The 23,187-nt window shown below is 65.7% G+C and carries 15 protein-coding genes, 1 tRNA gene and 4 pseudogenes; 8 read left to right on the top strand and 12 right to left on the bottom strand.

What is annotated here, in order from left to right:
• The first annotated feature begins 115 nt into the window (after positions 1–115).
• A complete protein-coding gene (locus tag OUO20_RS00595; protein WP_018772031.1) occupies positions 116–1,672 on the top strand; it encodes an APC family permease in 1,557 nt (518 codons plus the stop codon).
• Between the two features lie 78 nt (positions 1,673–1,750).
• On the opposite strand, the gene OUO20_RS00590 is transcribed toward OUO20_RS00595, so the two are convergent.
• The 7 genes and pseudogenes from OUO20_RS00590 to araB all read right to left on the bottom strand — a co-directional run bounded on the left by OUO20_RS00590 (position 1,751) and on the right by araB (position 8,262).
• Positions 1,751–2,296: an AMIN-like domain-containing (lipo)protein gene (locus OUO20_RS00590; RefSeq protein ID WP_268003347.1), complete on the bottom strand. Its 546-nt coding sequence runs from the start codon at positions 2,294–2,296 to the stop codon at positions 1,751–1,753.
• 159 nt (positions 2,297–2,455) lie between these two features.
• Positions 2,456–2,758, bottom strand: coding sequence for a DUF4193 domain-containing protein (locus OUO20_RS00585; protein ID WP_026266196.1), 303 nt, complete (start codon positions 2,756–2,758; stop codon positions 2,456–2,458).
• Between the two features lie 92 nt (positions 2,759–2,850).
• Positions 2,851–3,054: a hypothetical protein gene (locus OUO20_RS00580; RefSeq protein WP_018772034.1), complete on the bottom strand. Its 204-nt coding sequence runs from the start codon at positions 3,052–3,054 to the stop codon at positions 2,851–2,853.
• A 105-nt stretch (positions 3,055–3,159) separates the two neighbouring features.
• A complete protein-coding gene (locus OUO20_RS00575; RefSeq protein WP_018772035.1) occupies positions 3,160–4,173 on the bottom strand; it encodes a LacI family DNA-binding transcriptional regulator in 1,014 nt (337 codons plus the stop codon).
• A gap of 48 nt (positions 4,174–4,221) precedes the next feature.
• Positions 4,222–5,742 carry an L-arabinose isomerase gene (araA, locus tag OUO20_RS00570; protein ID WP_268002614.1) on the bottom strand — a complete coding sequence of 507 codons (1,521 nt, stop codon included), beginning with the start codon at positions 5,740–5,742 and terminating at the stop codon, positions 4,222–4,224.
• A 53-nt stretch (positions 5,743–5,795) separates the two neighbouring features.
• Positions 5,796–6,511, bottom strand: a pseudogene (locus tag OUO20_RS00565) (L-ribulose-5-phosphate 4-epimerase).
• Positions 6,508–8,262, bottom strand: coding sequence for a ribulokinase (araB, locus tag OUO20_RS00560; RefSeq protein WP_268002613.1), 1,755 nt, complete (start codon positions 8,260–8,262; stop codon positions 6,508–6,510). The pseudogene OUO20_RS00565 and the gene araB overlap by 4 nt, the downstream one beginning before the upstream one ends.
• Positions 8,263–8,528: 266 nt before the next feature.
• On the opposite strand from araB, the gene chvE reads away from it, so the two are divergent.
• From chvE to mmsB, 3 genes are all read left to right on the top strand, one after another.
• Positions 8,529–9,656 carry a multiple monosaccharide ABC transporter substrate-binding protein gene (gene chvE, locus OUO20_RS00555; protein WP_142068633.1) on the top strand — a complete coding sequence of 376 codons (1,128 nt, stop codon included), beginning with the start codon at positions 8,529–8,531 and terminating at the stop codon, positions 9,654–9,656.
• 106 nt (positions 9,657–9,762) lie between these two features.
• Positions 9,763–11,292: a multiple monosaccharide ABC transporter ATP-binding protein gene (gene mmsA / locus OUO20_RS00550; RefSeq protein ID WP_026266198.1), complete on the top strand. Its 1,530-nt coding sequence runs from the start codon at positions 9,763–9,765 to the stop codon at positions 11,290–11,292.
• Between the two features lie 4 nt (positions 11,293–11,296).
• Positions 11,297–12,571, top strand: coding sequence for a multiple monosaccharide ABC transporter permease (gene mmsB / locus OUO20_RS00545; RefSeq protein WP_018772041.1), 1,275 nt, complete (start codon positions 11,297–11,299; stop codon positions 12,569–12,571).
• A 77-nt stretch (positions 12,572–12,648) separates the two neighbouring features.
• On the opposite strand, the gene OUO20_RS00540 is transcribed toward mmsB, so the two are convergent.
• The 5 genes and pseudogenes from OUO20_RS00540 to OUO20_RS00520 all read right to left on the bottom strand — a co-directional run bounded on the left by OUO20_RS00540 (position 12,649) and on the right by OUO20_RS00520 (position 17,813).
• The gene (locus tag OUO20_RS00540) at positions 12,649–13,902 is read right to left on the bottom strand and encodes an MFS transporter (protein WP_268002612.1); all 1,254 of its coding nucleotides are present in this window, start codon (positions 13,900–13,902) and stop codon (positions 12,649–12,651) included.
• A gap of 39 nt (positions 13,903–13,941) precedes the next feature.
• Complete coding sequence (locus OUO20_RS00535) at positions 13,942–16,122, bottom strand: elongation factor G-like protein EF-G2 (protein WP_268002611.1); 2,181 nt, start codon at positions 16,120–16,122, stop codon at positions 13,942–13,944.
• Between the two features lie 85 nt (positions 16,123–16,207).
• A pseudogene (locus OUO20_RS00530) lies at positions 16,208–16,632 on the bottom strand (ChaB family protein).
• 68 nt (positions 16,633–16,700) lie between these two features.
• Positions 16,701–16,777, bottom strand: a tRNA-Thr gene (locus OUO20_RS00525).
• Between the two features lie 148 nt (positions 16,778–16,925).
• The gene (locus OUO20_RS00520; RefSeq protein WP_018772045.1) at positions 16,926–17,813 is read right to left on the bottom strand and encodes a DsbA family protein; all 888 of its coding nucleotides are present in this window, start codon (positions 17,811–17,813) and stop codon (positions 16,926–16,928) included.
• A gap of 177 nt (positions 17,814–17,990) precedes the next feature.
• On the opposite strand from OUO20_RS00520, the gene otsA reads away from it, so the two are divergent.
• The 4 genes and pseudogenes from otsA (at position 17,991) to OUO20_RS00500 (ending at position 23,186) form a co-directional block, all read left to right on the top strand.
• Positions 17,991–19,493, top strand: a complete 1,503-nt coding sequence (gene otsA / locus OUO20_RS00515) for an alpha,alpha-trehalose-phosphate synthase (UDP-forming) (protein WP_018772046.1) — start codon at positions 17,991–17,993, stop codon at positions 19,491–19,493.
• Positions 19,483–20,316: a trehalose-phosphatase gene (gene otsB, locus OUO20_RS00510; RefSeq protein WP_134166101.1), complete on the top strand. Its 834-nt coding sequence runs from the start codon at positions 19,483–19,485 to the stop codon at positions 20,314–20,316. The genes otsA and otsB overlap by 11 nt, the downstream gene beginning before the upstream one ends.
• A gap of 218 nt (positions 20,317–20,534) precedes the next feature.
• Positions 20,535–21,616 (top strand): annotated as a pseudogene (locus OUO20_RS00505) (ABC transporter ATP-binding protein).
• A 152-nt stretch (positions 21,617–21,768) separates the two neighbouring features.
• Positions 21,769–23,186, top strand: a pseudogene (locus tag OUO20_RS00500) (DUF4032 domain-containing protein).
• Position 23,187 lies beyond the last annotated feature (1 nt).

The raw sequence follows: 23,187 nt of genomic DNA, 5'->3' as shown, positions 1-23,187 counted from the left end.
TCATAAACGAATGTGATTCATATTGCGTCTTGCATCACAGGTCCGGCACCCCCATACTAAATGAACGCCATTCATATAGTGACCTCCGTCTCACAGCCTTCCAGAAAGTGGTGCCATGACAGAGACAATCCGCACCAGTACGGCCAAACCCGGTCCGCACGCCCACGCCCCGTCCGCGGACGGCGTCAGCGCCAAAGGCCTCAAGGGCGGGCAGCTCGGGCTCCTCGCCGTCGTCGTCCTGGGCATTTCAACCATCGCCCCCGCCTACACCCTCACCAGCGCACTCGGACCCACCGTCAATGAAGCCGGACTCCAGTTGCCAGTCATCTTCCTGATCGGGTTCATCCCCATGATCCTGGTCTCGCTCGCCTACCGGGAGCTCAATGCCGACTCCCCGGACAGCGGCACAACCTTCACCTGGGTGACCAAGGCCTTCGGCCCCTGGGTCGGCTGGATGGGCGGCTGGGGCCTGCTGGCCGCCAACATCATCGTGCTGTCCAACCTGGCCGGCGTCGCCGTCGACTTCTTCTACCTCTTCCTGTCCCAGCTCACCGGCTCACCGGAACTGGCAGACCTGGCCGGCAACAAAGCGTTGAACGTCCTGACCTGCTTCGTGTTCGTGGCGCTGGCTGTTTGGGTCAGCTACCGCGGGCTGCACACCACCAAGGTGGTGCAGTACGGCCTGGTGGGCTTCCAGCTTCTGGTCCTGGGCCTGTTCGTCGCCATGGCCTTCGCCAACTGGTCCACGTCCGAAACGGCCATCCCGTTCAGCTGGGACTGGTTCGACGTCACGAAGATCGAGACGTTCGGCCAGATTGCCGCCGGCATCTCGCTGTCGATCTTCGTGTACTGGGGCTGGGATGTGTGCCTAACGGTCAACGAGGAAACAGCGAACGGCCAGAAGACGGCCGGACTGGCCGGCACCCTGACCGCCGTCATCGTCCTGGCCATCTACCTCCTGGTCAGCATCGCCACCATGATGTTCGCCGGCGTCGGGGACACCGGCAACGGCCTGAACAACGCCGACAACCAAGAGAACATCTTCACGGCCCTGGCCTCCCCCATCATGGGCCCCTTCGCCATCCTGATGTCCCTCGCCGTGCTGTCCAGTTCCGCGGCCTCCCTCCAGTCCACGTTCATGTCGCCGTCCCGAAGCCTGCTGGCCATGGCGCACTACGGCGCCCTGCCTGAACCGTTCAGCCGGATCAGCAGGAAGTTCGCGACGCCGGGCTACGCCACCATCGCCGCCGGCATCCTGTCCGCCGGGTTCTACGCGGTGATGCACGTGGTCAGCGAAAACGTCCTGAATGACACCATCCTGGCCCTGGGTCTGATGATCTGCTTCTACTACGGCCTCACCGCGCTGGCCTGCACCTGGTACTTCCGCCACAGCCTGTTCAACAGCACCCGCCACTTCCTGCTGCGGCTGGTATGCCCGGTGGTGGGCGGCGTGGGCCTGTTCGTGGTGTTCGTCCAGACCGCCGTGGACAGCCTGGCGCCGGAGTTCGGCAGTGGTTCCGAGGTCTTCGGCGTGGGCCTGGTGTTCATCCTGGGCATCGGCATCCTGGCCCTGGGCGCCGTCGTCATGCTGGTCATGTCCCGCACGCACCCCGGCTTCTTCCGCGGCGAAACCCTCAAGCGGGACACCCCCGCGCTGGTAGTGCCGGAATAGATCGCTGGAGGCCGCCACAACGCTGCCTGAACGAAAAGGTGCCGTGCCCCCATCAGGGGCACGGCACCTTTTTCGTTTTCACCAGTAGTGCGCCACGTCGATCACCAGGCGCGAGCCCGGGCCGGGACCGGCCAGGGTGAAGACCCGGAACGGCAGGCGGGCCCGGACGCCCAGACCGAGGCTTGTGTACCCCTCGAAGCTTCCGGCCGAAACCACCTGGCGGAACGTCTGGTAGCCGGCCACGTTGCTGAGTTCAGCCTTGTCCGCCGGGTTGTAGGTGGGGTTGCCGTTCTGGTCGTAGGACGGCGCCTTGATGCTGATATGCAGGCGCGCGCCGCCCCGTACCGGGATGACGGCCCCGGAGCCTTCCTGCTCAATCCGCGGCACATACTGCACCGTGTAGGACACGGCGGGCCCGTTGAGGTCCACCACCAGCCGGTCGAAGCAGTAGTGCTGCCCGGTCCGGACATTGGTGACCGATGCGGTCCCCGTATCCTGCCCGGTCTTCGCAAGGGAGCCCCATGTGAGGCCGCAGTAGGGCGCCGCCGAGGCGGGCGCCTGGACCACGATTCCCAGCCCGGAAGCCAACAGGATTGCCGCGAGCCAGGTGAGGAACTTCTTCATAGCAGTGCCATCCACGACTAAAGACCATTGGATGCTTCCAGCGTAGGAGTGTCCGGACCGGGAAACGAGGGGGCATTTTGATAACGACGGCGTCCGGGGACAAAGCAGCGCCGGCCACCTCGGGGAGGTGGCCGGCGCCGGCAAAAATCAGGAAGACACTCAGCCTTCGCAGTCGCGGCAGTACTTCAGGCCGTCCTTTTCACGGGCAACCTGGGAGCGGTGCCGGACCAGGAAGCACGACGAGCAGGTGAACTCATCGGACTGCTCGGGAACCACAATGACGGTCAGTTCCTCATTGGACAGATCGGCGCCGGGCAGGTCGATGCCTTCAGCGGTGTCGTTCTCGTCGACATCGATAACCGCGGTCTGCGCGTTGCCGCCCCGTGACGCCTGGAGGGCCTCGAGAGAGTCGGCCGGCGACTCTTCTTCCTGCTTGCGTGGAGCATCGTAATCGGTAGCCATAGCGTGTTCACTTTCGTTGCTGCGCAGCGCCATTTCAGGCACCTCAGTGCAGCAGTTTAGGGCATTATCGCGCTACCGTCGCAATAGTGTGGCTAAGCAGACATTCTGCCGCTTCCGCCGGCTGTTCCTGCATGCCCGGACCGGGCCTGGTCGGCACCGAGGGACACTCCGCTCAAGGCCGGAAGCCAGCCCCACCGGGTGGCGTCGGCCATGGCGCCGGCGGCACTGGACTCGGATTCGTAGGTGAAGGTGTCCAGCAGCCAGTCGCGGAGCCGGATGAGCAGGGTAGCCGTCATGCACTGAAAACTACGCAGCGATTGTTGTGGCCACGTTTCGCGCCGGTCTCCCCGGATTAAATCAGCTGCCGGCAGGATCTCCGGCCGGATTCGGCAGGCGGGTTCTTAGGCGGGCGGTGCCGTGCTGCTGCGCAGGACGAGTTCCGGCTCCACGACAAGTGTCCGGGGTCCTTCCGCGCCGCTGAACGCCGTCAACATCATCTGCATGCACCGCCGGCCCAGTTCCTCGAAATCCTGCCGGACCACCGTCAGCGGCGGACTGAAATAGCCGGCCTCGGGCTGGTCGTCGAAGCCCACCACGGACACGTCCTGCGGCACTTTGATGCCGGCCTCGGTCAGGGCGCGCAGGACTCCCAGGGCCATCTGGTCGTTGCCCACGAAGAGGGCGGTGGCCCGGCGGGTGGCCGCGATCCGCCGGCCGATGGCGTAGCCGCTGCCGGCGCTCCAGTCACCTTCGATGATCAGGTCCGCCTCGAGTCCTGCGGAGGCAAGGGTGGACCGCCAGCCGTCGGCACGCGCCACGGCATCGATCCAGTCCTGCGGGCCCGCGACGTGCCCGATCCTGACGTGCCCCTGCCCAATGAGGTGCCGCACGGCGAGTTCGGCCCCGCGGCGCTGGTCCACCCTGACGCCGCCAACAGTGTCATTCCCCTCGGGTCCAACGGCCACCACCGGGACCCCGATGGGAAGTTCCGCCAGGGCGGCCAGCGTCTCAAGGTGCGGAACGATCACCACGATGCCGTCCACCGACTGGTCCAGGAAGTGCCTGACGGCGTCCAGGATCGCGTCCCGGCTGACCTCCCGCAACGCGGCGACGCTGACGAAATATCCGGCGTCCCTCGCAGCGCGTTCCACGCCCAGCAATGTATTGGCAGGACCGTACTGGGAGAGCTCGCTGCCCAGGACCCCTATGGTCTGCGAGCGCCGGGTGACCAGGCTCCGGGCTGCGGTGTTGCGGCGGTAGCCGAGCCGGGCTATCACCGCTTCCACTTTTTCCCGCGTCCCCGGGCTCACGTTGGGGTGGTTGTTGACCACCCGTGACACGGTCTGGTGTGAGACCCCGGCCAGCTCCGCCACGTCCTCAAGCCTCGGCAGCCGGCGTGGTTTGCCGTGCGTCACGGGTTTGTTGTCCGTGGCGGGCGCCGGGAGCTCAGCCGTGCCATTGGATCAGATCCCGCCTGCCAGCTTGTAGTAGGCGGCGTTCCAGTTCAGGTCCTTCTTGAACTGCCGGATGGTGGTGTCGTGGTCAATGGTCAGCAGTTCGGTTTTGGCGATCTCGGCGAAGTCTTCGAACACGTCCATGCCCACCTGGGTGGAGAGCACGGTGTGGTGGGCTGCGCCGGCTGTGAGCCAGGCTGCTGCGGAGGTTGCGAAGTCCGGCTTGGGCTCCCACAGGGCGCGGGCCACGGGCAGGTTTGGCAGCGGCTGGTCCAGGGGAACGACGTCGACGGCGTTGGCCACCAGGCGGAAACGGTCCCGCATGTCGGACAGGGCGACGACGACGCCCGGGGAGGCATCGGCGTCGAACACCAGGCGGACCGGGTCTTCCTTGCCGCCGATGCCCAGCGGGTGGATTTCCAGGCGCGGCTTCGACGCCGTGAGGGAGGGGCAAACTTCCAGCATGTGGGCGCCCAGGATCTTCTCGGACCCGGGCTCCAGGTGGTACGTGTAGTCCTCCATCAGGGAGGCACCGCCGGGCAGGCCCGCGCCCATCACCTTCGCGGCGCGCACCAGGATGGCGGTCTTCCAGTCGCCTTCGGCGCCAAAGCCGTACCCGGCGGCCATGAGCCGCTGGACCGCAAGGCCGGGAAGCTGCCGCAGGGCGCCCAGGTCCTCGAAGGAGGTGGTGAACGCGGCGGAGCCGTTGCCCTCCAGGAAGCTGCGCAGGCCCAGCTCGATCCGGGCGCCGTACCGCAGCGATTCATGCCTGGCCGCGCCTGCGCGGAGCTCCGGCACCACGTCGTAAAGGTCCGTATATTCCGCCACCAGTGCGTCGACGTCGGCCTCCGCCGCGCCGTGCACGGCGTCCGCGAGCTCGTTGACGGACCAGGTGTTCACGGCGACGCCGAAGCGCAGCTCCGCCTCGGTCTTGTCGCCTTCGGTGACGGCGACGTTGCGCATGTTGTCCCCGAAGCGTGTCAGCTTAAGGGTGCGGACGGCGGCCCAGCCGGCGGCGGCGCGCTGCCAGGAGCCCACCTGGCGTGCCACCTCGGGGTTGGAGACATGCCCGACGACGGTCTTCCGGGCGATGCCCAGGCGGGACTGGATGTACCCGAACTCGCGGTCGCCGTGCGCGGCCTGGTTCAGGTTCATGAAGTCGAAGTCGATGTCCGCCCACGGCAGGTCCCGGTTGGCCTGGGTGTGCAGGTGCAGCAGGGGCTTACGCAGCAGGTCCAGGCCGGAGATCCACATCTTGGCAGGGCTGAACGTGTGCATCCAGGCGGTCACACCGATCACGGAATCATCCGCGTTCGCCTCCAGGGCGGTGCGCCGGATGGCATCCGAATCGGTGAGGACCGGCTTCCAGACGATCTTGACCGGGACGGCGGAATTGGCGTTGAGCTGGTTGGCGATCTCCTGCGACTGGGCGGCCACCTGCTTGAGGACCTCCTCCCCGTACAGGTGCTGGCTGCCGGTGAGGAACCAGACCTCGTAGCCGTCGAGGGAGGTGCTTGCTGCGGTGCTCATGGATTCTCCTGGGAAGTTGTGTGGCGGCGCCGTGGATTACTGGCCCGTGTTGTTTATTGGCCGTAGACGTTCTGGTAGCGGGCATAGAGGGAGTCGATGGAGCCCTGGTCGATGGGCAGCGGTTCGCCCAGCTGGCGGGAGATGTGGACGGTGCGGGCCACTTCCTCGCACATCACGGCGGCCTTCACCGCGGAGCGGGCGTCCTTGCCGATGGTGAAGGGGCCGTGGTTCTGCATCAGGACCGCCGGTGAATTGGAGTTCTTCAGCGTCTCCACGATCCCGTGGCCGATCGAGTCGTCCCCGATCAGCGCGAATGGGCCCACCGGGATGGAGCCGCCGAACTCATCGCCCATCATGGTCAGCACGCACGGAATGGCCTCCCCCGGGCAGCCCAGGCAGTGGCGTAGGTGGAGTGGGTGTGCACCACGCCCCCCACCTCCGGCATGTGCCGGTACACGTAGGCGTGCGCTGCGGTGTCCGACGACGGCGACAGCGGCGGGTTGCCCCAGTCCACGGTCCCGCCGCCACCGACGTTGGTGCCCCTGACGGGCATGCCGTGCAGGTCCGTCACGATCATCTGTTCCGGGGTCAGGTCCTGGTAGGCGACCCCGGAGGGCTTGATAACCATGAGGTCGGTGCCCGGCACCCGGGCGGAAACGTTGCCTGCGGTCCACACCACCAGTTCGTAGCGGGTCAGCTCGGCATGCAGCGCACACACTTCCTCACGGACCCGGGCGATGGTTTCCAGGATCCCGGTGTCGGTGCTCATGCGGAGACCCCCACGGCAGGTTCGGCGGCGGAGCCGGGCAGGCTGGCCCGGGCGGCTTTGCGCTGGATGGCCTTAAGCCGGTGCATCACGTCGTTGCTGCCGCGGCCAAAGTAGTCGTGCAGTGCCTTGTATTCCTGGAACAGTTCCTCGTACGCGGCAACGTTTTCCGGGATCGGCGTGTAGACCTCGCCGGGTTCGGCGCCCATGGCGGCGGCGGCTTCCCGGATGTCCGCGTATTCACCCGCGGCCACGGCGGCGTGGATGGCCGATCCCAGGGCCGGGCCCTGCTCCGAGCCGATGGTGGACAGCTGCAGGCCGGTGGCGTCCGCGTAGATCTGCATCAGCAGCCTGTTCTTGAGCAGGCCGCCGGCCACGATGAATTCCCTGACCGGAACCCCGGCGTCGCGGAAGGCGTCCACGATGGTGCGGGTTCCGAAGGCCGTGGCTTCCAGCAGGGCACGGTAGGTGTCCTCGGGCCGGGTGGCAAGGGTCTGGCCCACCACGATGCCGGACAGCTCGTGGTCCACCAGCACCGAGCGGTTGCCCGAGTGCCAGTCGAGCGCGATCAGGCCGTGCTCCCCGATGGCCTGCCGCGACGCCAGTCCGGTGAGGTACTCGTGGATTCCCAGCCCCGCGTCCCTGGCAGCCTCATGGTATTCGGGCGGGACGCCGTACCTGGTGAACCAGCCGAAGATGTCCCCCACACCGGACTGACCGGCCTCGTAACCCCACAGGCCGGGCACGATGCCGCCGTCCACTGCCCCGCACATTCCCGGCACTTCACGCAGTTCGCTGCCGTTCATCACATGGCAGGTGGAGGTGCCCATGATGGCCACCAGCTGGCCGGATTCCACGGCCTTGGCAGCAGGGGCAGTGACGTGGGCGTCAACGTTTCCCACGGCCACGGCGATGCCCTCCGGCAGCCCGGTCCAGGCTGCAGCCTCCGCCGTCAGGGTCCCTGCGGCGTCCCCCAGCCGCCCGATCGTGTGCTCCAGCTTGGAACTGACAAAGTCCTTGAAGTCCGGATTCAGGGCGGCCAGGAAATCCTCCGAGGGGTACCGCCCGTCCTGGTAGATGCCCTTGTAGCCGGCGGTGCAGGCGTTGCGGACGTAGCGGCCGCACAGCTGCCAGACGATCCAGTCGGCCGCCTCCACCCAGTGGTCCATTTCGGCGTAGGCCTCCGGGTCCTCTTCCAGCAGCTGCAGGCCTTTGGCGAATTCCCACTCGGACGAAATCAGGCCGCCGTAGCGGGGAAGCCAGTCTTCGCCGCGTTCGGCCGCCAGCCGGTTGATCCGGTCGGCCTGCCCCTGGGCGGCGTGGTGGCGCCAGAGCTTCACGTAGGCATGCGGGCGGTTGGCATAGCCCGGCAATTCGTTCAGCGGCGTGCCATCGGCCTTCACGGGCACCATGGTGCAGGCGGTGAAGTCGGTGGCAATGCCGACGACGGCGGCCGGGTCGATCCCCGCGTCAGCCACCGCGGCAGGAACGGCGGTGCGCAGGACGTCCCGGTAGTCGTTGGGCACCTGAAGCGCCCATTCGCCGGGAAGCCGCGTGCCGTCGTCGCCCGCCACGTCACCGGGCAGGGAGCCGGTCACCACCGCATGGGGATATTCATGGACGGCGCTCCCAAGCTCCTTGCCGTCGCGGACCCGCACCACCACGGCGCGGCCGGACAGGGTCCCGAAGTCCACGCCGACCACGCAGTGGTCGTGGCGGGGGTCGGAGCTGGAAGTGAACAGCGCATCTGGCATGGGGTTGCCTCCATCCGGGAGGCAAGCGGCCTCATTACCGGTTTTGTAGGGTCAGGGTCGAGCTAAGTGCTGCAGCAAGTGTGAACGCTAACAAAGAAGAAGTCAATGCCATCGAAAGATTTCGGAGTTTCCGGGAGAAGGCTCTTGTTAGCGTTCACAAATCAGTCTATATTGAACCGACACATCAACCATGTGGCCAGGACCGGGAGCACCGTTGCTTCCCGGCCCAACAACACTTCGCGGCAATGCTGCCGCGGAAGGAGATTATGGTGAGAATCAAAAAACTCATGGGCGCGGTGGCCCTTGTCCTCGCCCTGACCGTGGGAGCCACCGGTTGCGGCTCCCGTGGCGGAACCAGCGAATCCAGCGGCGCAGCGAAGCCCAGCGACTCGCTGGTTGGCATCTCGATGCCAACCCAGACATCTGAACGGTGGATCGCCGACGGCGCCAATGTTGAGAAGTCCCTGAAAGACCTCGGCTACAAGACGGACCTCCAGTTCGCCAACGACGACATCCCCACGCAGGTCTCGCAGATCGAAAACATGCTGACCAAGGGCGCCAAGGCCCTGATCATCGCTGCCATCGACGGCACCACCCTGACCGACGTCCTGGCCAAGGCCAAGGAGCAGAACGTCAAGGTCATCGCCTACGACCGCCTTATCAACGGCACTCCGAACGTGGACTACTACACCACGTTCGACAACTACACCGTGGGCGTCCAGCAGGCCACCTCGCTGCTGACCGGCCTGGGCCTGGTCGACGCGAGCGGCAAGAAGGTGGACGGCAAGGGCCCCTTCAACATCGAACTTTTCGCCGGAAGCCCGGACGACAACAACGCCAACTTCTTCTGGACCGGCGCCATGGACACCCTCAAGCCCTACATGGATGCCGGCACCCTGAAGGTCCCCAGCGGCCAGACCAAGTTTGAGCAGGCCGCCATCCTTCGCTGGCAGGCACCCGTGGCGCAGAAGCGCATGGAGGACATCATCACCTCCGCCTACAGCTCGGGCACCAAGCTGAACGGCGTCCTTTCCCCGTACGACGGCCTGTCCATCGGCATCATCTCCGCCCTCACCAGCACCGGCGGCTACGCCAAGGGAAGCCTTCCGGTGGTCACCGGCCAGGACGCCGAAAAGGGCTCCGTGAAGTCCATCGTCGCGGGCGAGCAGTACTCCACCATCTTTAAGGACACCCGCCAGCTCGGCGCACAGGCCGTCAAGATGGTCGACGCCGTCCTCAAGGGCCAGGAACCTGAAACCAACGACACCAAGACCTATAACAACAAGGTCAAGGTTGTTCCGGCCTTCCTGCTGAAGTCCGTGATCATCACCAAGGACAACTACAAGAAGGAACTGATCGACTCGGGTTACTACACCGACGCCGACGTCAAGTAGTCAGCGTCCGGGGGCTGTGGCCGGACCTCCATCCGGCCGCAGCCCCGCCCGCAACCTCCTGCAGCAGCAGGACGGCCAAGCTTCGACCAGTCAGTGGGAATTGACGATGAACACACCCATTCTTCAAATGCGAGGAATCACCAAGACCTTCCCCGGCGTGAAAGCGCTGCAGGACGTCACCCTCGATGTGAACCGTGGAGAGGTCCACGCCATCTGCGGCGAAAACGGCGCCGGCAAATCAACGCTCATGAAAGTGTTGTCCGGCGTCTATCCACACAACACCTTCGAAGGGGAAATCCTCTTCGAAAACGAACCCTGCAACTTCTCCAGCATCTCGGACAGCGAGAAGCGGGGCATCGTGATCATCCACCAGGAACTGGCGCTGAGCCCGTACCTCTCCATCGCGGAGAACATCTACCTTGGCAATGAACAAGCCACCAACGGATGGGTGGACTGGCGCAAGACCAACCTGGAGGCAGCAAAGCTGCTGGCCCGCGTGGGCCTCGACGAAAACCCCGTCACCCCCGTCCAGCACATCAGCGTGGGCAAGCAGCAACTCGTGGAGATCGCCAAGGCGCTGTCCAAGGAAGTGAAGCTGCTCATCCTGGACGAGCCCACGGCAGCCCTCAACGACGAGGATTCCGGCCACCTGCTGGACCTGATCCTCCATCTGAAGGGCCAGGGGGTCACCAGCATCATCATCAGCCACAAACTCAATGAAATCCGGAAGGTGGCCGACGCCGTCACCATCATCCGGGACGGCAAAACCATTGAGACCCTCCGGCTCGATGAAGGCCAGATCACCCAGGAACGCATCATCCGCGGCATGGTGGGCCGCGACCTGGAGAGCCTGTACCCGGACCGCGAGCCGAACATCGGCGAGGAAGTCCTCCGGATCGAGGACTGGTCCGTCCGGCATCCCCAGGACCACAGCCGCATGGTGGTCCGCAACGCCAACCTGCATGTCAGGAAGGGCGAGGTGGTGGGACTTGCCGGGCTGATGGGCGCCGGGCGCACCGAACTCGCCATGAGCGTCTTCGGCCGAACCTACGGCACCGCAATGTCCGGCAAGGTCTATAAGTACGGCGAGGAAATCAACACCTCCACCGTCTCCGACGCCATCCGCCACGGCATCGCCTACGCCACCGAGGACCGCAAGCACTACGGCCTGAACCTCATCGAGGACATCAAGCGCAACATCTCCCTGGCAGCGCTGCGCAAGCTCGCCAAACGCGGCTTCGTGGACAAGAACCAGGAGACCGTGGTGGCCAACGGCTACCGGAAGAGCATGAACATCAAAGCGCCCTCGGTGGCCGCCATCACCGGCAAGCTCTCCGGCGGCAACCAGCAGAAGGTCGTGCTGAGCAAATGGATGTTCTCCGACCCGGACGTGCTCATCCTCGATGAACCCACCCGCGGGATCGACGTCGGGGCAAAATTCGAGATCTACACGATCATCGCCAAACTGGCGGCCGAAGGAAAAGCCGTGATCGTCATTTCCTCGGAACTTCCCGAACTCCTGGGCATCTGCGACCGCATCTACACCCTCGCCGCCGGCCACATCACCGGCGAAGTCCCCATCGCCGAGGCCACCCAGGAAACCCTGATGCACTACATGACCAAAGAGAAGGAATAGCGAAATGTCCGCCTTACGAGAATCGCTCGGATTCCTCACCAGCCGCCTCCGCCAGGTTGGCATCTTCGTTGCCCTGATCCTGATCGTCCTGCTGTTCCAGGGGCTGACCGGCGGGATCCTGCTGGAACCGCAGAACGTCACCAACCTGGTGGTCCAGAACAGCTACATCCTCATCCTGGCCATCGGCATGGTGATGGTGATCATCGCCGGGCACATTGATCTTTCCGTCGGATCCGTTGCCGGGTTCATCGGCGCGGTGGCCGGCGTCATGATCGTGCACTGGGGCTGGCCGTGGTGGGCCGCAATCCCTGCCTGCCTGGTGGTGGGTGCCCTTGTGGGCGCCTGGCAGGGCTACTGGATCGCCTATGTGGGGATCCCGGCCTTCATCGTCACGCTGGCGGGCATGCTGATCTTCCGCGGACTCACGCTCATCACCCTCAAGAACCAGCAGATCACCCCCTTCCCCGCCGAACTGCGGGCCCTGGGCGGCGGTTTCCTTCCGGACATCTCCGGCGGCACCTCCGTCCTGGAATGGCTCACCGTCATCCTGGGTGTCGGCGCTACGGTGGCACTGCTGATCCAGGCCCTCAAAGAGCGCAGGATCCGCAGGAAGTTCGATCTCGAAAGCGAACCCCTGGTCTGGTTCGTCATCAAAACCGCCTTCACGGCGCTGCTCATGCTCATCATCACCTTCCTGCTGGCCTCCTACCGCGGCACCCCGATCGTCCTGGTGGTCCTGGCCGTCCTGGTGATCGCCTACACCGCCCTGATGAGCAACAGTGTCTTCGGGCGGCACACGTACGCCATCGGCGGCAACCTCCATGCAGCTGAACTGTCAGGCATCAAGACCAAGGCCGTCACGTTCCGGCTCTTCGTGAACATGGGCGTGCTCGCCGCACTGGCAGGCCTGGTCTTCACCGCGCGGCTCAACTCGGCACAGCCCGCCGGTGGAACAGGCTTCGAACTGGACTCCATCGCCGCGGCCTTCATCGGCGGCGCCGCCGTTACCGGTGGCATCGGAACAGTCGCGGGAGCCATGATCGGCGGCCTGATCATGGGCGTGCTCAACAACGGCATGTCCATCCTGGGCCTGGGCACCGATTACCAGCAGCTCATCAAGGGCCTGGTACTCCTTGTCGCCGTCGGCTTCGACATCTTCAACAAGAACCGCAGCGGCGGCGGTGGTGACCTCGGCAAGCGGTTCAAGCTGAAGACCACGCCCCCGCCCGCCGAGGAAAAGCCGACGCCGGCGGCCAGCGAAACCGTAGGCGTCAAGTAGCGGCTACCGCGGCCGCGGCGCTGCTCCGTGCAGACCCGGGCCTTGGACATCACGTCCGGGGCCCGGGTCTTTGCGGCTCAGGGCGCTGCCGCGAGCCCGGTAGCAGCATCTGCCGGCGAGCGCCGGCGGCGGCTGAGGAGGATGAAGGGTGCCGCCAGCAGCTGCACCGCGCCGCCCAATGCGAGCGATGCCGGGTAGCCGTAGAGGTCTGCGGCCCTGCCGAGCGCCGGCTGCACCACCACTCCCCCACTGGACCCCATGAGCGAGGCGAAGCTCAGGACGGTTGCCCGCTGTTTCGAGCCGATCATGTCGTTCAGGTAGGCCTGGCGCACGGGGGTTCCGGCGGAGGCCACCACGGCCCAGAGTGCCAGGAGCACCAGTGCCAGCCAGAAGATGCTGGTGGCCAGGAGCACCACCAGGACCACCGAGCTGGTGATGGTTGAAATGATCAGGACGGTGGTGCGCCGGCGGACCAGTTTCCGGACCAGCGGAGCCAGCCAGCCGCCCAGGATGTCCGCGCCGGCAACAATGGCCGCTGCCAGGCCTGCGATGGCGTAGGCCCTGGGATCTCCGAAGAGCTGCAGCAGGTAAGGCTGGAGGGCATAGAAGACATAGAATCCCACGCCCTCGGTGAACGGCGCAGCCAGCATCATGTACCTCACCGGCGGGTTCCGCAGGCCGCCGTCCAGCGAGGCGCGCAGGACAGCCCGCGTGGCCTGCACCGGGTGGGCCGAACGCTCCGGGGTGAAGCCGACGTCGTGCATGAGCAGGAAGGCCACCGCGAACATTGCCACCAGCACCGCGACGCGCAGCAGGAACGGCACGCCCAGGTTCGTTGCCTGCGCGATGACGCCGCCGGCCACTGACCCTGCCAGCATGGCGATCCCGGAAACCATCTGGCCGCGGCCCAGGACCGCTTCCAGGCCGCCGTCGTAACCGGAGAAGTGCAGGGCGTCCACCAGCCAGGCTTCCACTGCCCCCGAAAAGAAGGTGAAGCCAAGCCCCAGCAGCGCCGACACCCCGGCCCACCACCAGAACGGTGCGGACAACTGCCACAGCAGGTAATAGAGGTAGGTGGATCCTGCCAGGGTTACGGTGCCCAGCAGGAAGGAGGTCCGGCGCCCCCAGCTGTCCGCGACTACCCCGGTGGGAACCTCGAAAAGCACCATCCCGGCAGTGAAGAAGGCGTTTGCCGCGAAGGCTTCCAGGTTGGTCAGCCCGGCGTCGAGCAGGAACAGCGTATTGATGCCCCAAATGAACGACGCCGCAAGGGTGTTGCCCAACGTCAGCGTCAGGTATACGGTCTGGATCTTTCGTGCTGCGGCGTTCACCGGCGGCCGTTCCCTGTATCTGTTCCTGCCATGGCGGGCTCAGGATGGGCTGTAATTCGGGGGTACGGGGTCATGGCGCAGGTACTGGCGGCGGAAGCGCCCGGTGCCGGCGGTCAGCGCCCGCAGTTCCACCGCATACCGCAGGAGTTCCTGGTCCGGGACTTCGGCGCTGATCTCCGTGAGGCCCTCACCGGAAGAGGTGGTGCCGGTGAGGCGTCCCCGCCGGCCGGACAAATCACTCATCACTGTGCCCACATGTTCATCGGCGACCGTGATGGAGACGGATGACACCGGCTCCAGCAGCTGGATCCTTCCTGCTGCCGCGGCCTCCCGGAGCGCCAGCGCCCCGGCCGCCTGGAACGCCGCATCCGACGAATCCACGCTGTGGGCCTTGCCGCCCACCAGGGTGACCCGCAGGTCAACTACGGGAAAGCCCGCGGCGACGCCCTTGTCCATTTGGGCCCGGACGCCCTTCTCAATGGACGGGATGAACGTTCCCGGGATCACGCCGCCCACCGTCTTGTCCACGAACTCGAACCCCGCGCCGCGCTCCAGCGGTTCCACCTCGATGTCGCACACGGCGTACTGGCCGTGTCCGCCGGACTGTTTAACATGGCGGCCGTGGCCGGAGGCGGCTGTGGCAAAGGTTTCCCGCAGCGGCGTCACCACGTCCACGGTGTGCAGTTTCACTCCCTGTTCGCGCAGCCTGTCCAGGACCACCTCCGCGTGCGCTTCGCCCATGCACCAGAGGACCAGCTGATGCGTTTCGGCGTTCCGGTCCACCCGCAAGGTGGGGTCACCCGCCGCTATCCGGCCCAGGCTGCGGGCCAGCGCGTCCTCGTCGCTGCGGGAATCGGCTTCCACGGCAACCGGCAGCAGCGGCTCAGGCATTTCCCACGTGGCGAGCAGCAGCGGGCTCTCCCGGGCGGAAATGGTGTCGCCGGTTTCAGCGCTGCCCAGCTTCGCCAGGGCACACATGTCCCCCGCCACGCAAAAGGGGACGGGGCGAAGGGTGGCACCCAGCGGTGAGTAGATATGGGTCACCCGTTCATCGGTGTCATGGTCCTGGTGACCCCGGTCGGCCAGGCCGTGGCCGCCCACGTGGACCGGCGAGTCTTCCCGGAGCGTTCCGCTGAACACCCGCACCAGGCAGATGCGGCCCAGGAAGGGATCGTTGGAGGTGCGCACCACCTCGGCGGCGAGGGGGCCGGACGGATCGCAGGACAGGCTCCCGGCCGGTTCCCCCGCGAGGTCGGTGGTGTCCGGCAGGCTGCGCTCCCCTGGCGGCGGAAAGGCGCGGACCAGCAGGTCCAGCAGTTCGGCGGTCCCCAGCCCGGTGACGGCGGACGTGGGCAGCATGGGAAAGAACGATCCACGTGCGACGGCGGTTTCCAGGTCTGCTGCGAGCACTCCGGTGTCGATGTCCTCGCCTTCCAGGTAGCGGTCCATCAGCGTTTCGTCTTCGCTTTCGGCGATGATGCCCTCGATGAGTGCGCCCCGGGCAGGCCCGGCAGCCGCGAGTTCATCCGGCGTGGCGGCCCGGACTTCAGGGGTTGCCTCGCCGGAGGAGTAGTCCGTTACCTCCCGGGACAGCAGGCCCAGGAGGGACAGCGGCCCGGCGGCCTCCTCTGCTGAGGGCAATGGGACACACAGCGGCAGCACGCCGTCGCCGAACGCTTTGCGGCAGGCGGCCAGGGCGCCGTCGTAATCTGCCCGCGGGTGGTCCAGCCGGGTGATCACGACGGCGCGTGGCAGCAGCATGTGCGCGCACTCGCCCCACAGGGCGGTGGTGGTGGCGTCGATTCCGTCCACGGCCGACACTATGAAGAGGGCAGCATCGGAGGCGCGCAGCCCCGCCCGCAGCTCACCAATGAAGTCGGGGTAGCCCGGTGTATCCAGGAGGTTCACTTTTGTCTCGTCCACCATCAGGGGCACCAGGGACAGGGTGACGGAGCGCTGCTGGTGAACCGCGGCGGGGTCCGAGTCGCTGACCGTGGATCCGTCGGCGATGGAGCCTTTGCGCGTGATCATGCCGTTGGCTGCCAGCAGCGCCTCGATCAGCATTGTTTTCCCGGCGCCCGAGTGACCCACCAGGGCCACGTTCCGGATCCGCGCCGGGTCCTGGGCCGCGATGCCGGTGGCTTGGTCGGCGCGCTTTGACTCAGGCCCGTTCCTGCCGCCTCCCGCCCGCGCTGACTCCTTGGTGCTCTTCACCGACATTGGAACCTCCTGGCATCATCGCCGACCCGACCTGACGTGTCCCTCTGATTCGACACCTTGGACGGCAGGACGGCAAGAGCACAGGCTATTTGCTGCGGGCTTTGCGGGTGGCGGCGTCGTTGGCCTTCTGGATGGCCTTGACCAATTCACCCTTGTCCATCTTCGAGCGGCCTTTGACGTCCAGTTCCCTGGCCAGTTTGTAGAGGTGGTCCTTGGACGCATTGGCGTTGACTCCGCCCGCGGTGGGTTCGGAGGAGCTGATGCCCTGTTCTGCGCGCTTGTCCGACGGGCCTCTTTTTCCTTGGGCTCCCAGTGGTCGCCCACCTTCTCGTAGCTGTGCTTCAGGGATGCGTATGCTGCCCGGGCCGCCCGCTGCTCATCCTGGTCGTACGACTCAAGGGCGGAATCATAGGTCTTGGCGAATGTGTCCTGCGCCTTTTGCTCAGAACGCTGCAGGGTGGAAGGAAGTTCTTCCTTGCGGGCATGATCGTTCTTGCCGGTCTTGGGCATGGCACCCATCCTCCTTTAGTCAGCACGCTGATTATGTGGATGGATCCAGCTTAAACCCGGAGGTTGAATGGAGCCCCCTGTCGGATTCGAACCGACGACCCCCGCTTTACAAGAGCGGTGCTCTGGCCAACTGAGCTAAGGAGGCGCGCCCCTGCGGGCGTGCACCGTGAAGGCGCTAGATAAGGTTAGCCCAACTCCCCCGGGCGTAAAAACGCCGGACTACTGGCGGTGAATGCGCCAGGGGCCCGCCCCGGAAACGGTCCGGAGCGGGCCCCTGCCCTGACTGGGAATCCTTAGCCCTTGGCGGCGATGGCTGCCTGCAGGAAGTCCGGGAACGGCGTCTGCGCGCTGTCGCCCTTGCCCCACTGCTTGCCGTCCACGAACACGGTGGGCGTACCGGTGACGCCGATGGCCGCGGCCTCCTTCGTGGTGAACTTCACGAACGGGCGGTAGGTCTTGTCATCGACGCAGGAACCGATGTTGACGCCCATGTCGGACGCCATCTTCTTCAAATCACTGTCGGAAAGGCCTGCGCTGCCTTCCGCCGGCTGCTTGGCGAACAATGCGTTGACGAAATCGGAGTACTTCTCCGGGGATTCGTTGACCACGCACGCTGCTGCGTTGGCGGCCCGGGATGAGTAGTTGGTGGTGGACCGGCTGTCCAGGAATCCGAGGGCCCGGTACTCAACGGTGATCTTGCCTTCGTTGCGCAGCGACGTGAGCTGGTCGTTGTACTGGGTCTCGAAGTTCTTGCAGATGGGGCAGATGAAGTCGATGTAGAGGACCACCTTGACCGGCTTGCCCGCCTCCGCTTCGGCGCCGGGAGCCACTACCTCGGCGGGCGCCGTCTTCGGCGCGTCCCCCAGGGAGGCGGCGTCAACCGTGGCCGGTTCCGACTTGGCCACATCCGTATTGGCCAGCAAAGTGACGCCGCCATGCACGTTGGCGTTGGCAGGCGTGGGGCCCTGGTCCGCTATCGGGGCGTTCTGCTTGAGGCTGTTCGTCACCACCAGCGCCACCACCACCAGGATGGCCACCACTGCCGCCACGATGCCCCAGCCGATCAGCAGCTTGTTGCGCTTGTCCTTCTTCAGCTGCTCTTCCCTGATCAGGCGCGCCTTTTCCCGCGCCTCCGCGGTTCGCTCAGCCTTGGACTTACGTACTTCGTTTGCGGGGCTCATGAGTTCCTTGGGTCGGTCGACGTAGGGGACCACTTCGTGGCACTCCAACATTTTAGGGGAGAAAGCTGAGCGCTTGCGGTTTCAACCATTCCACCGGCTTGACCAACGGACGAATAGCCCCGATGATTCCGTCCGGCTAGGGTGGCTAAGAGGCACAAGCAACCCCAGGGGGCAGCAATGCAAACACCCGTCCAGGAAAAACCCGCCGGCAAAGCAACGGCCGGCAGCTCCGGTCCCAGCCATGCCGGCCATACGAAGTACGACTTCATGGTGGTCTCCAACAGGCTGCCTGTTGACCGGGTCGCGGCAGGGGATGCCGGTGATGACGAGTCTGGCTGGCGCCGCTCCCCCGGGGGACTGGTGACCGCCCTGGCCCCCATGATGACCAAGACAGACGGCGCCTGGGTCGGATGGCACGGCGCGCCGGACGAGACTGTCAAACCCTTCAGCCACGGCGGCATGGACCTCGTCCCGGTCCAGCTCAGCAACGACGACGTGGAGCTGTACTACGAGGGGTTTTCCAACGCCACCCTCTGGCCGCTCTACCATGACGTCATTGCCCCGCCGGAGTTCCACCGCACCTGGTGGGACGCCTACCGAAGGGTCAACCGCAGGTTCGCCGACGCCGTCGTACAGCATGCGGACCAAGGCGCCACCGTGTGGGTGCAGGATTACCAGCTCCAACTGGTGCCCCGCATGCTGCGCGAGGCGCGGCCGGACCTGCGCATCGGATTCTTCAACCACATCCCGTTTCCTCCGCCGGAGATCTTTGCCCAGCTGCCGTGGCGCCAGGCCATCATCGACGGACTCCTCGGCGCAGACCTGGTGGGTTTCCAGCGGCCCAGCGATGCCGGAAACTTCATGCGCTCCGCTCGCCGTTTCCTCGGTGCCAGCGTTAAGCAGCAGCAGGTCCACGTAAAGGGCCAGGACGGGCAGGTCACACACATTGCCCGGGCACAGGCCTTCCCCATCTCCATCGACGTCAAGCACATCAGCGAGCTTGCCGCCAGGCCGGACATCATTGAGCGCGCCCGCCAGATCCGCCAGGATCTGGGGAACCCGAAGACCATCCTGCTCGGCGTCGACCGACTGGATTACACCAAGGGCATCAGGCACCGGCTTAAAGCCTTCGAGGAGCTCCTGGCAGACGGCAAGCTCTCGGTTGGAGACGCCACCCTGATCCAGGTGGCCAGCCCCAGCCGCGAACGCGTCGAGCAGTACCGGCTCCTGCGTGAGGAGGTGGAGGGCACGGTGGGCCACATCAACGGCACCTACGACACCATCGAGAACACCGCCGTCCGCTACCTGCACCACAGCTACCCCGTGGAGGAGATGGTGGCGCTGTACCTTGCCGCCGACGTCATGCTGGTCACGGCCCTTCGGGACGGCATGAACCTGGTCGCCAAGGAATACGTCACGGCGCGCACCAACAACGACGGCGCGCTGGTCCTCAGTGAGTTCGCCGGCGCAGCCGACCAGCTCAAGCAGGCACTGCTGATGAACCCGCACGACATCGACGGCCTCAAGAGCGCCATCATGCGTGCCGTGGAGATGCAGCCGCGGGAGTCCGGCCGCAGGATGCGGGCCATGCGGAAGCAAATCCTCGAACACGACGTGGACCACTGGTCCGCCGACTTCCTGAACGCACTGAACGAGAAGGTGGTCCGCGATGACTCCTGACGGCCACACCAAGGCAGCGCTGGCGCTCACCCCCGAACTGCGGGAAGCGCTGCACCGCATTGCCGGTACGGAGCACCTGCTGGTGGCCATGGACTTTGACGGGACCATCGCCCCCATCGTGGGCCGCGCCCAGGATGCGCGGCCGCTTCCACGCTCAGCCGCGGCGCTCGCGGGGCTCGCCGTGCTTCCACGCACGACGACGGCACTCATCTCCGGGCGCGCCCTCGCCAGCCTGCGCGAGGTGGCGTCCCCGCCCGTGGACACCCTGCTGATTGGCAGCCATGGGGCCGAAGCCTGGCTTGGGCCGGGCTCCACGGAACTGACGCTGGACGACGGCCAGAAGACCCTCCTTGAAGAGGTGCGCGCCGAGTTGGCGGCTATCGTCGCGGAGGCGCCTGGCACGTCCCTGGAATACAAGCCCGCCGGCGTCGTCCTGCACACCCGACTGGCTGCGGATGACGTGGCCGAGGACGCGGTGTCAGCAGCCCGGTCGGTGCTCCAGGAGCGAAAGGGCGTCTTCCTCAAGGAGGGCAAGCGCGTCCTGGAGACCTCCGTGGTCAATGCCTCCAAGGGCGAAGGCGTCAGCTTCCTGCGGCAGGCCACCGGGGCCACTGCCGTGCTGTTCGCCGGTGATGACGTGACGGACGAGGACGCTTTCGGCCGGCTTGAACCAGGCGACGTAGGGGTCAAGGTTGGCCTCGATTTCACCCAGGCCCAATACCGGGTGGAGGCGCCTGTCCATATCGCGGAGCTGCTGGAAGCCCTGCTCCAGGAGCGGAGCATCGCCGTCGCCGAGGAAGACCCCCAGGCCGCTTCCGGATAGCCCGCGGCCGGAAGCACATGTGACATCCGTAACATTTGCGGTAAAAGAAGCAACTTCTGGCATACTCTTGGGTGTGATGTGGCGCACAACAACCGTGCGGCGTCACGTGGTGCTCCGCGCAAAGCCGCGGAGCATTTTGTGGGAACACAACTGAATAAACATGAACCATTCACAACGGATCGTCCGGCACGTACCTGCCGGTGAAGGGATTGATAACTGTGGCTACAGTTACTTTTGATAACGCTACGCGTCTGTACCCGGGCACAGATAAGCCCGCCGTCGATAAGCTCAACATCGACATCGCCGATGGCGAATTCCTGGTCCTCGTTGGACCCTCCGGCTGCGGCAAGTCCACCTCCCTGCGCATGCTCGCCGGCCTGGAGGACGTCAACGCAGGCCGCATCCTGATCGGTGACCGTGACGTCACCGATGTTCCGCCGAAGGACCGCGACATCGCGATGGTTTTCCAGAACTACGCGTTGTACCCGCACATGACTGTGGCCGACAACATGGGCTTCGCCCTGAAGATCGCCGGCGTCTCCAAGGAAGAGCGCGCCGAGCGCGTCCGCGAAGCCGCAAAGCTCCTTGACCTTGAGCAGTACCTGGACCGCAAGCCGAAGGCACTCTCCGGCGGCCAGCGCCAGCGTGTTGCCATGGGCCGCGCAATCGTCCGTAACCCCCAGGTCTTCCTCATGGATGAGCCGCTGTCCAACCTGGACGCCAAGCTCCGTGTCCAGACCCGCACCCAGATCGCATCCCTGACCCGCCGCCTGGGCGTCACCACCGTCTACGTCACGCACGACCAGGTCGAGGCCATGACCATGGGCGACCGCGTCGCCGTGCTGAAGGACGGCCTGCTGCAGCAGGTGGACACCCCCCGCAACCTCTACGACCGCCCCAAGAACGTCTTCGTTGCCGGCTTCATCGGCTCCCCCGCCATGAACCTGCTGGAACTTCCCGTCGTCGACGGCGGCGTCCAGTTCGGCGGCACCGTCTACCCCGTGCCGCGCGACGTCCTCGAAGAGGCACACGGCTCCACGGTTACGCTGGGCAGCCGTCCCGAGGACCTGGAAACCGCTCCGCACGGCGAAGGCCTGAAGGTTGAGGTAGATGTCGTTGAAGAGCTCGGCGCCGACGCCTACGTCTACGGCCACACCACGCTGGACGGCAAGGACCACGACATCGTGGCCCGTGTCGATGGCCGCCGCCCCCGATGAAGGGCGAGGTCATTTACGTCCGTCCGCAGTCCGGCCACGTGCACCTCTTCGACACGAAGACCGGCCTGCGCCTGGGCGACTAAACTCCCCACCGGCACCCTAACGGCGTGGGCCCACCCACGCGCGTAACTGACGGCGGTCCGCACCTTTTCGCAACGGTGCGGGCCGCCGTCGGCCTTAACCATGGCCGCACAGGATTTACCGTCCCTGCCCTGAGTACGGAAGAATTGAGCCCATGACCGAGGAACACAGCGCCCAGTGGCATGACGAACCCACAGACTATGCCCAGGTGGGTAAGCTCCCGCGGTTCGTGGCCGCCAGCGCCGACGAGAACAAGGCCGCTTCGGTAGCCTCCTCGCTGAGCATCACCGCGGCAGCGGCGGATCCGGAGCTGCTGGACCTGCCCTGGCACATCGCCCTCGAGGAGTGGCCGGCGCAGTACCTGGCCGCACTCCCCGGGGCATCTCCCGGCACATCGTGCGCTTCGCCCACCTTGGCGGCTCGGTGATTGCCATCAAGGAAACCTCCGAGCATGTGGCCCGGCACGAGTACCACATGCTGCGCAAGCTGGCCCGGCTGGACGTCCCCTGCGTGGAGCCCGTGGCCGTGATCACCGGCCGCACCACCCCTGACGGACGCCCGCTGAACCCCGTCCTGGTGACCCGGCACCTGAAATTCTCCATGCCGTACCGCGCACTGTTTTCGCAGATGCTGCGCAAGGACACCCTGACCCGCCTCATCGACGCCCAGGCGCTGCTCATGGTGCGGCTGCACCTGATCGGGTTCTACTGGGGCGACGTCTCGCTGTCCAACACCCTGTTCCGCCGCGACGCCGGCGCGTTTGCCGCCTACCTGGTGGACGCCGAAACCGGTGAGCTCTACCCCGACCTCTCCACCGGCCAGCGCGAATACGACCTTGAGATCGCCAGGGTGAACATCGCCGGCGAGCTGATGGACCTCCTGGATGGCGGTCTCATCGAGGAAAAGGTGGACCCCGTGGCCACCAGTGAGCTGATCATGGACAGCTACCGGCGGCTGTGGGCCGAGCTGACGGAGAAGGAATCCTTTGAGCTGGGCGAACGCTGGCGGGTGAGCGCCCGCATCCGGCGCCTGAACGAACTCGGCTTCGACGTCGAGGAATACGCCATAAAGACCACCCAGAACGGCTCCACCATCCAGCTCCAGCCCAAGGTGGTGGACGCGGGGCACCACCAGCGGCGGCTGCTGCGGCTTACCGGCCTGGACGCCCAGGAGAACCAGGCCCGCCGCCTCCTCAATGACATGGACTCCTTCCGGGCGGACAACAACCCGGACATGGATGAGGAATACAGCGCCCACCTGTGGGTCAGCCAGATCTTCGAACCGATCGTGCGCGCCATTCCCCGGGACCTGTCCGGCAAACTGGAGCACGCCGAGGTGGTCCACGAGGTCCTGGAGCACCGGTGGTACATGTCCGAGAAGCAGGAGCGCCACATTCCGCTGGCGGAAGCTGTCCAGTCCTACATCGACTCGATCCTCCGGCACCGCCGGGACGAGGCCGCGATCATGCTGAACCCTGATACCGAGCTGCTGAAAATCCTTGAGGTGGAGACCGAGGAGTCCCGTTACGGCGAAGACGAATCGGTGGACGAATACCCGGATTCGGACGACTGAG

This window comes from Arthrobacter sp. FX8 (assembly GCF_026723805.1).
Classification (GTDB): domain Bacteria; phylum Actinomycetota; class Actinomycetes; order Actinomycetales; family Micrococcaceae; genus Arthrobacter.
The sequence above is the reverse complement of the archived record's forward strand: the minus strand, read 5'-3'. Positions and strand labels throughout refer to the sequence as shown.

What these genes read in the sequence shown, in the direction of transcription:
- otsA (WP_018772046.1), top strand. Translation starts at nt 17,991, where the DNA reads ATGCAAACACCCGTCCAGGAAAAACCCGCCGGCAAAGCAACGGCCGGC.
- mmsB (WP_018772041.1), top strand. Translation starts at nt 11,297, where the DNA reads ATGTCCGCCTTACGAGAATCGCTCGGATTCCTCACCAGCCGCCTCCGC.
- otsB (WP_134166101.1), top strand. Translation starts at nt 19,483, where the DNA reads ATGACTCCTGACGGCCACACCAAGGCAGCGCTGGCGCTCACCCCCGAA.
- mmsA (WP_026266198.1), top strand. Translation starts at nt 9,763, where the DNA reads ATGAACACACCCATTCTTCAAATGCGAGGAATCACCAAGACCTTCCCC.
- araB (WP_268002613.1), bottom strand. Translation starts at nt 8,262, where the DNA reads ATGCCAGATGCGCTGTTCACTTCCAGCTCCGACCCCCGCCACGACCAC.
- OUO20_RS00585 (WP_026266196.1), bottom strand. Translation starts at nt 2,758, where the DNA reads ATGGCTACCGATTACGATGCTCCACGCAAGCAGGAAGAAGAGTCGCCG.
- araA (WP_268002614.1), bottom strand. Translation starts at nt 5,742, where the DNA reads ATGAGCACCGCAGCAAGCACCTCCCTCGACGGCTACGAGGTCTGGTTC.
- OUO20_RS00580 (WP_018772034.1), bottom strand. Translation starts at nt 3,054, where the DNA reads ATGACGGCTACCCTGCTCATCCGGCTCCGCGACTGGCTGCTGGACACC.
- OUO20_RS00520 (WP_018772045.1), bottom strand. Translation starts at nt 17,813, where the DNA reads ATGAGCCCCGCAAACGAAGTACGTAAGTCCAAGGCTGAGCGAACCGCG.
- OUO20_RS00590 (WP_268003347.1), bottom strand. Translation starts at nt 2,296, where the DNA reads ATGAAGAAGTTCCTCACCTGGCTCGCGGCAATCCTGTTGGCTTCCGGG.
- chvE (WP_142068633.1), top strand. Translation starts at nt 8,529, where the DNA reads ATGGTGAGAATCAAAAAACTCATGGGCGCGGTGGCCCTTGTCCTCGCC.
- OUO20_RS00595 (WP_018772031.1), top strand. Translation starts at nt 116, where the DNA reads ATGACAGAGACAATCCGCACCAGTACGGCCAAACCCGGTCCGCACGCC.
- OUO20_RS00535 (WP_268002611.1), bottom strand. Translation starts at nt 16,122, where the DNA reads ATGTCGGTGAAGAGCACCAAGGAGTCAGCGCGGGCGGGAGGCGGCAGG.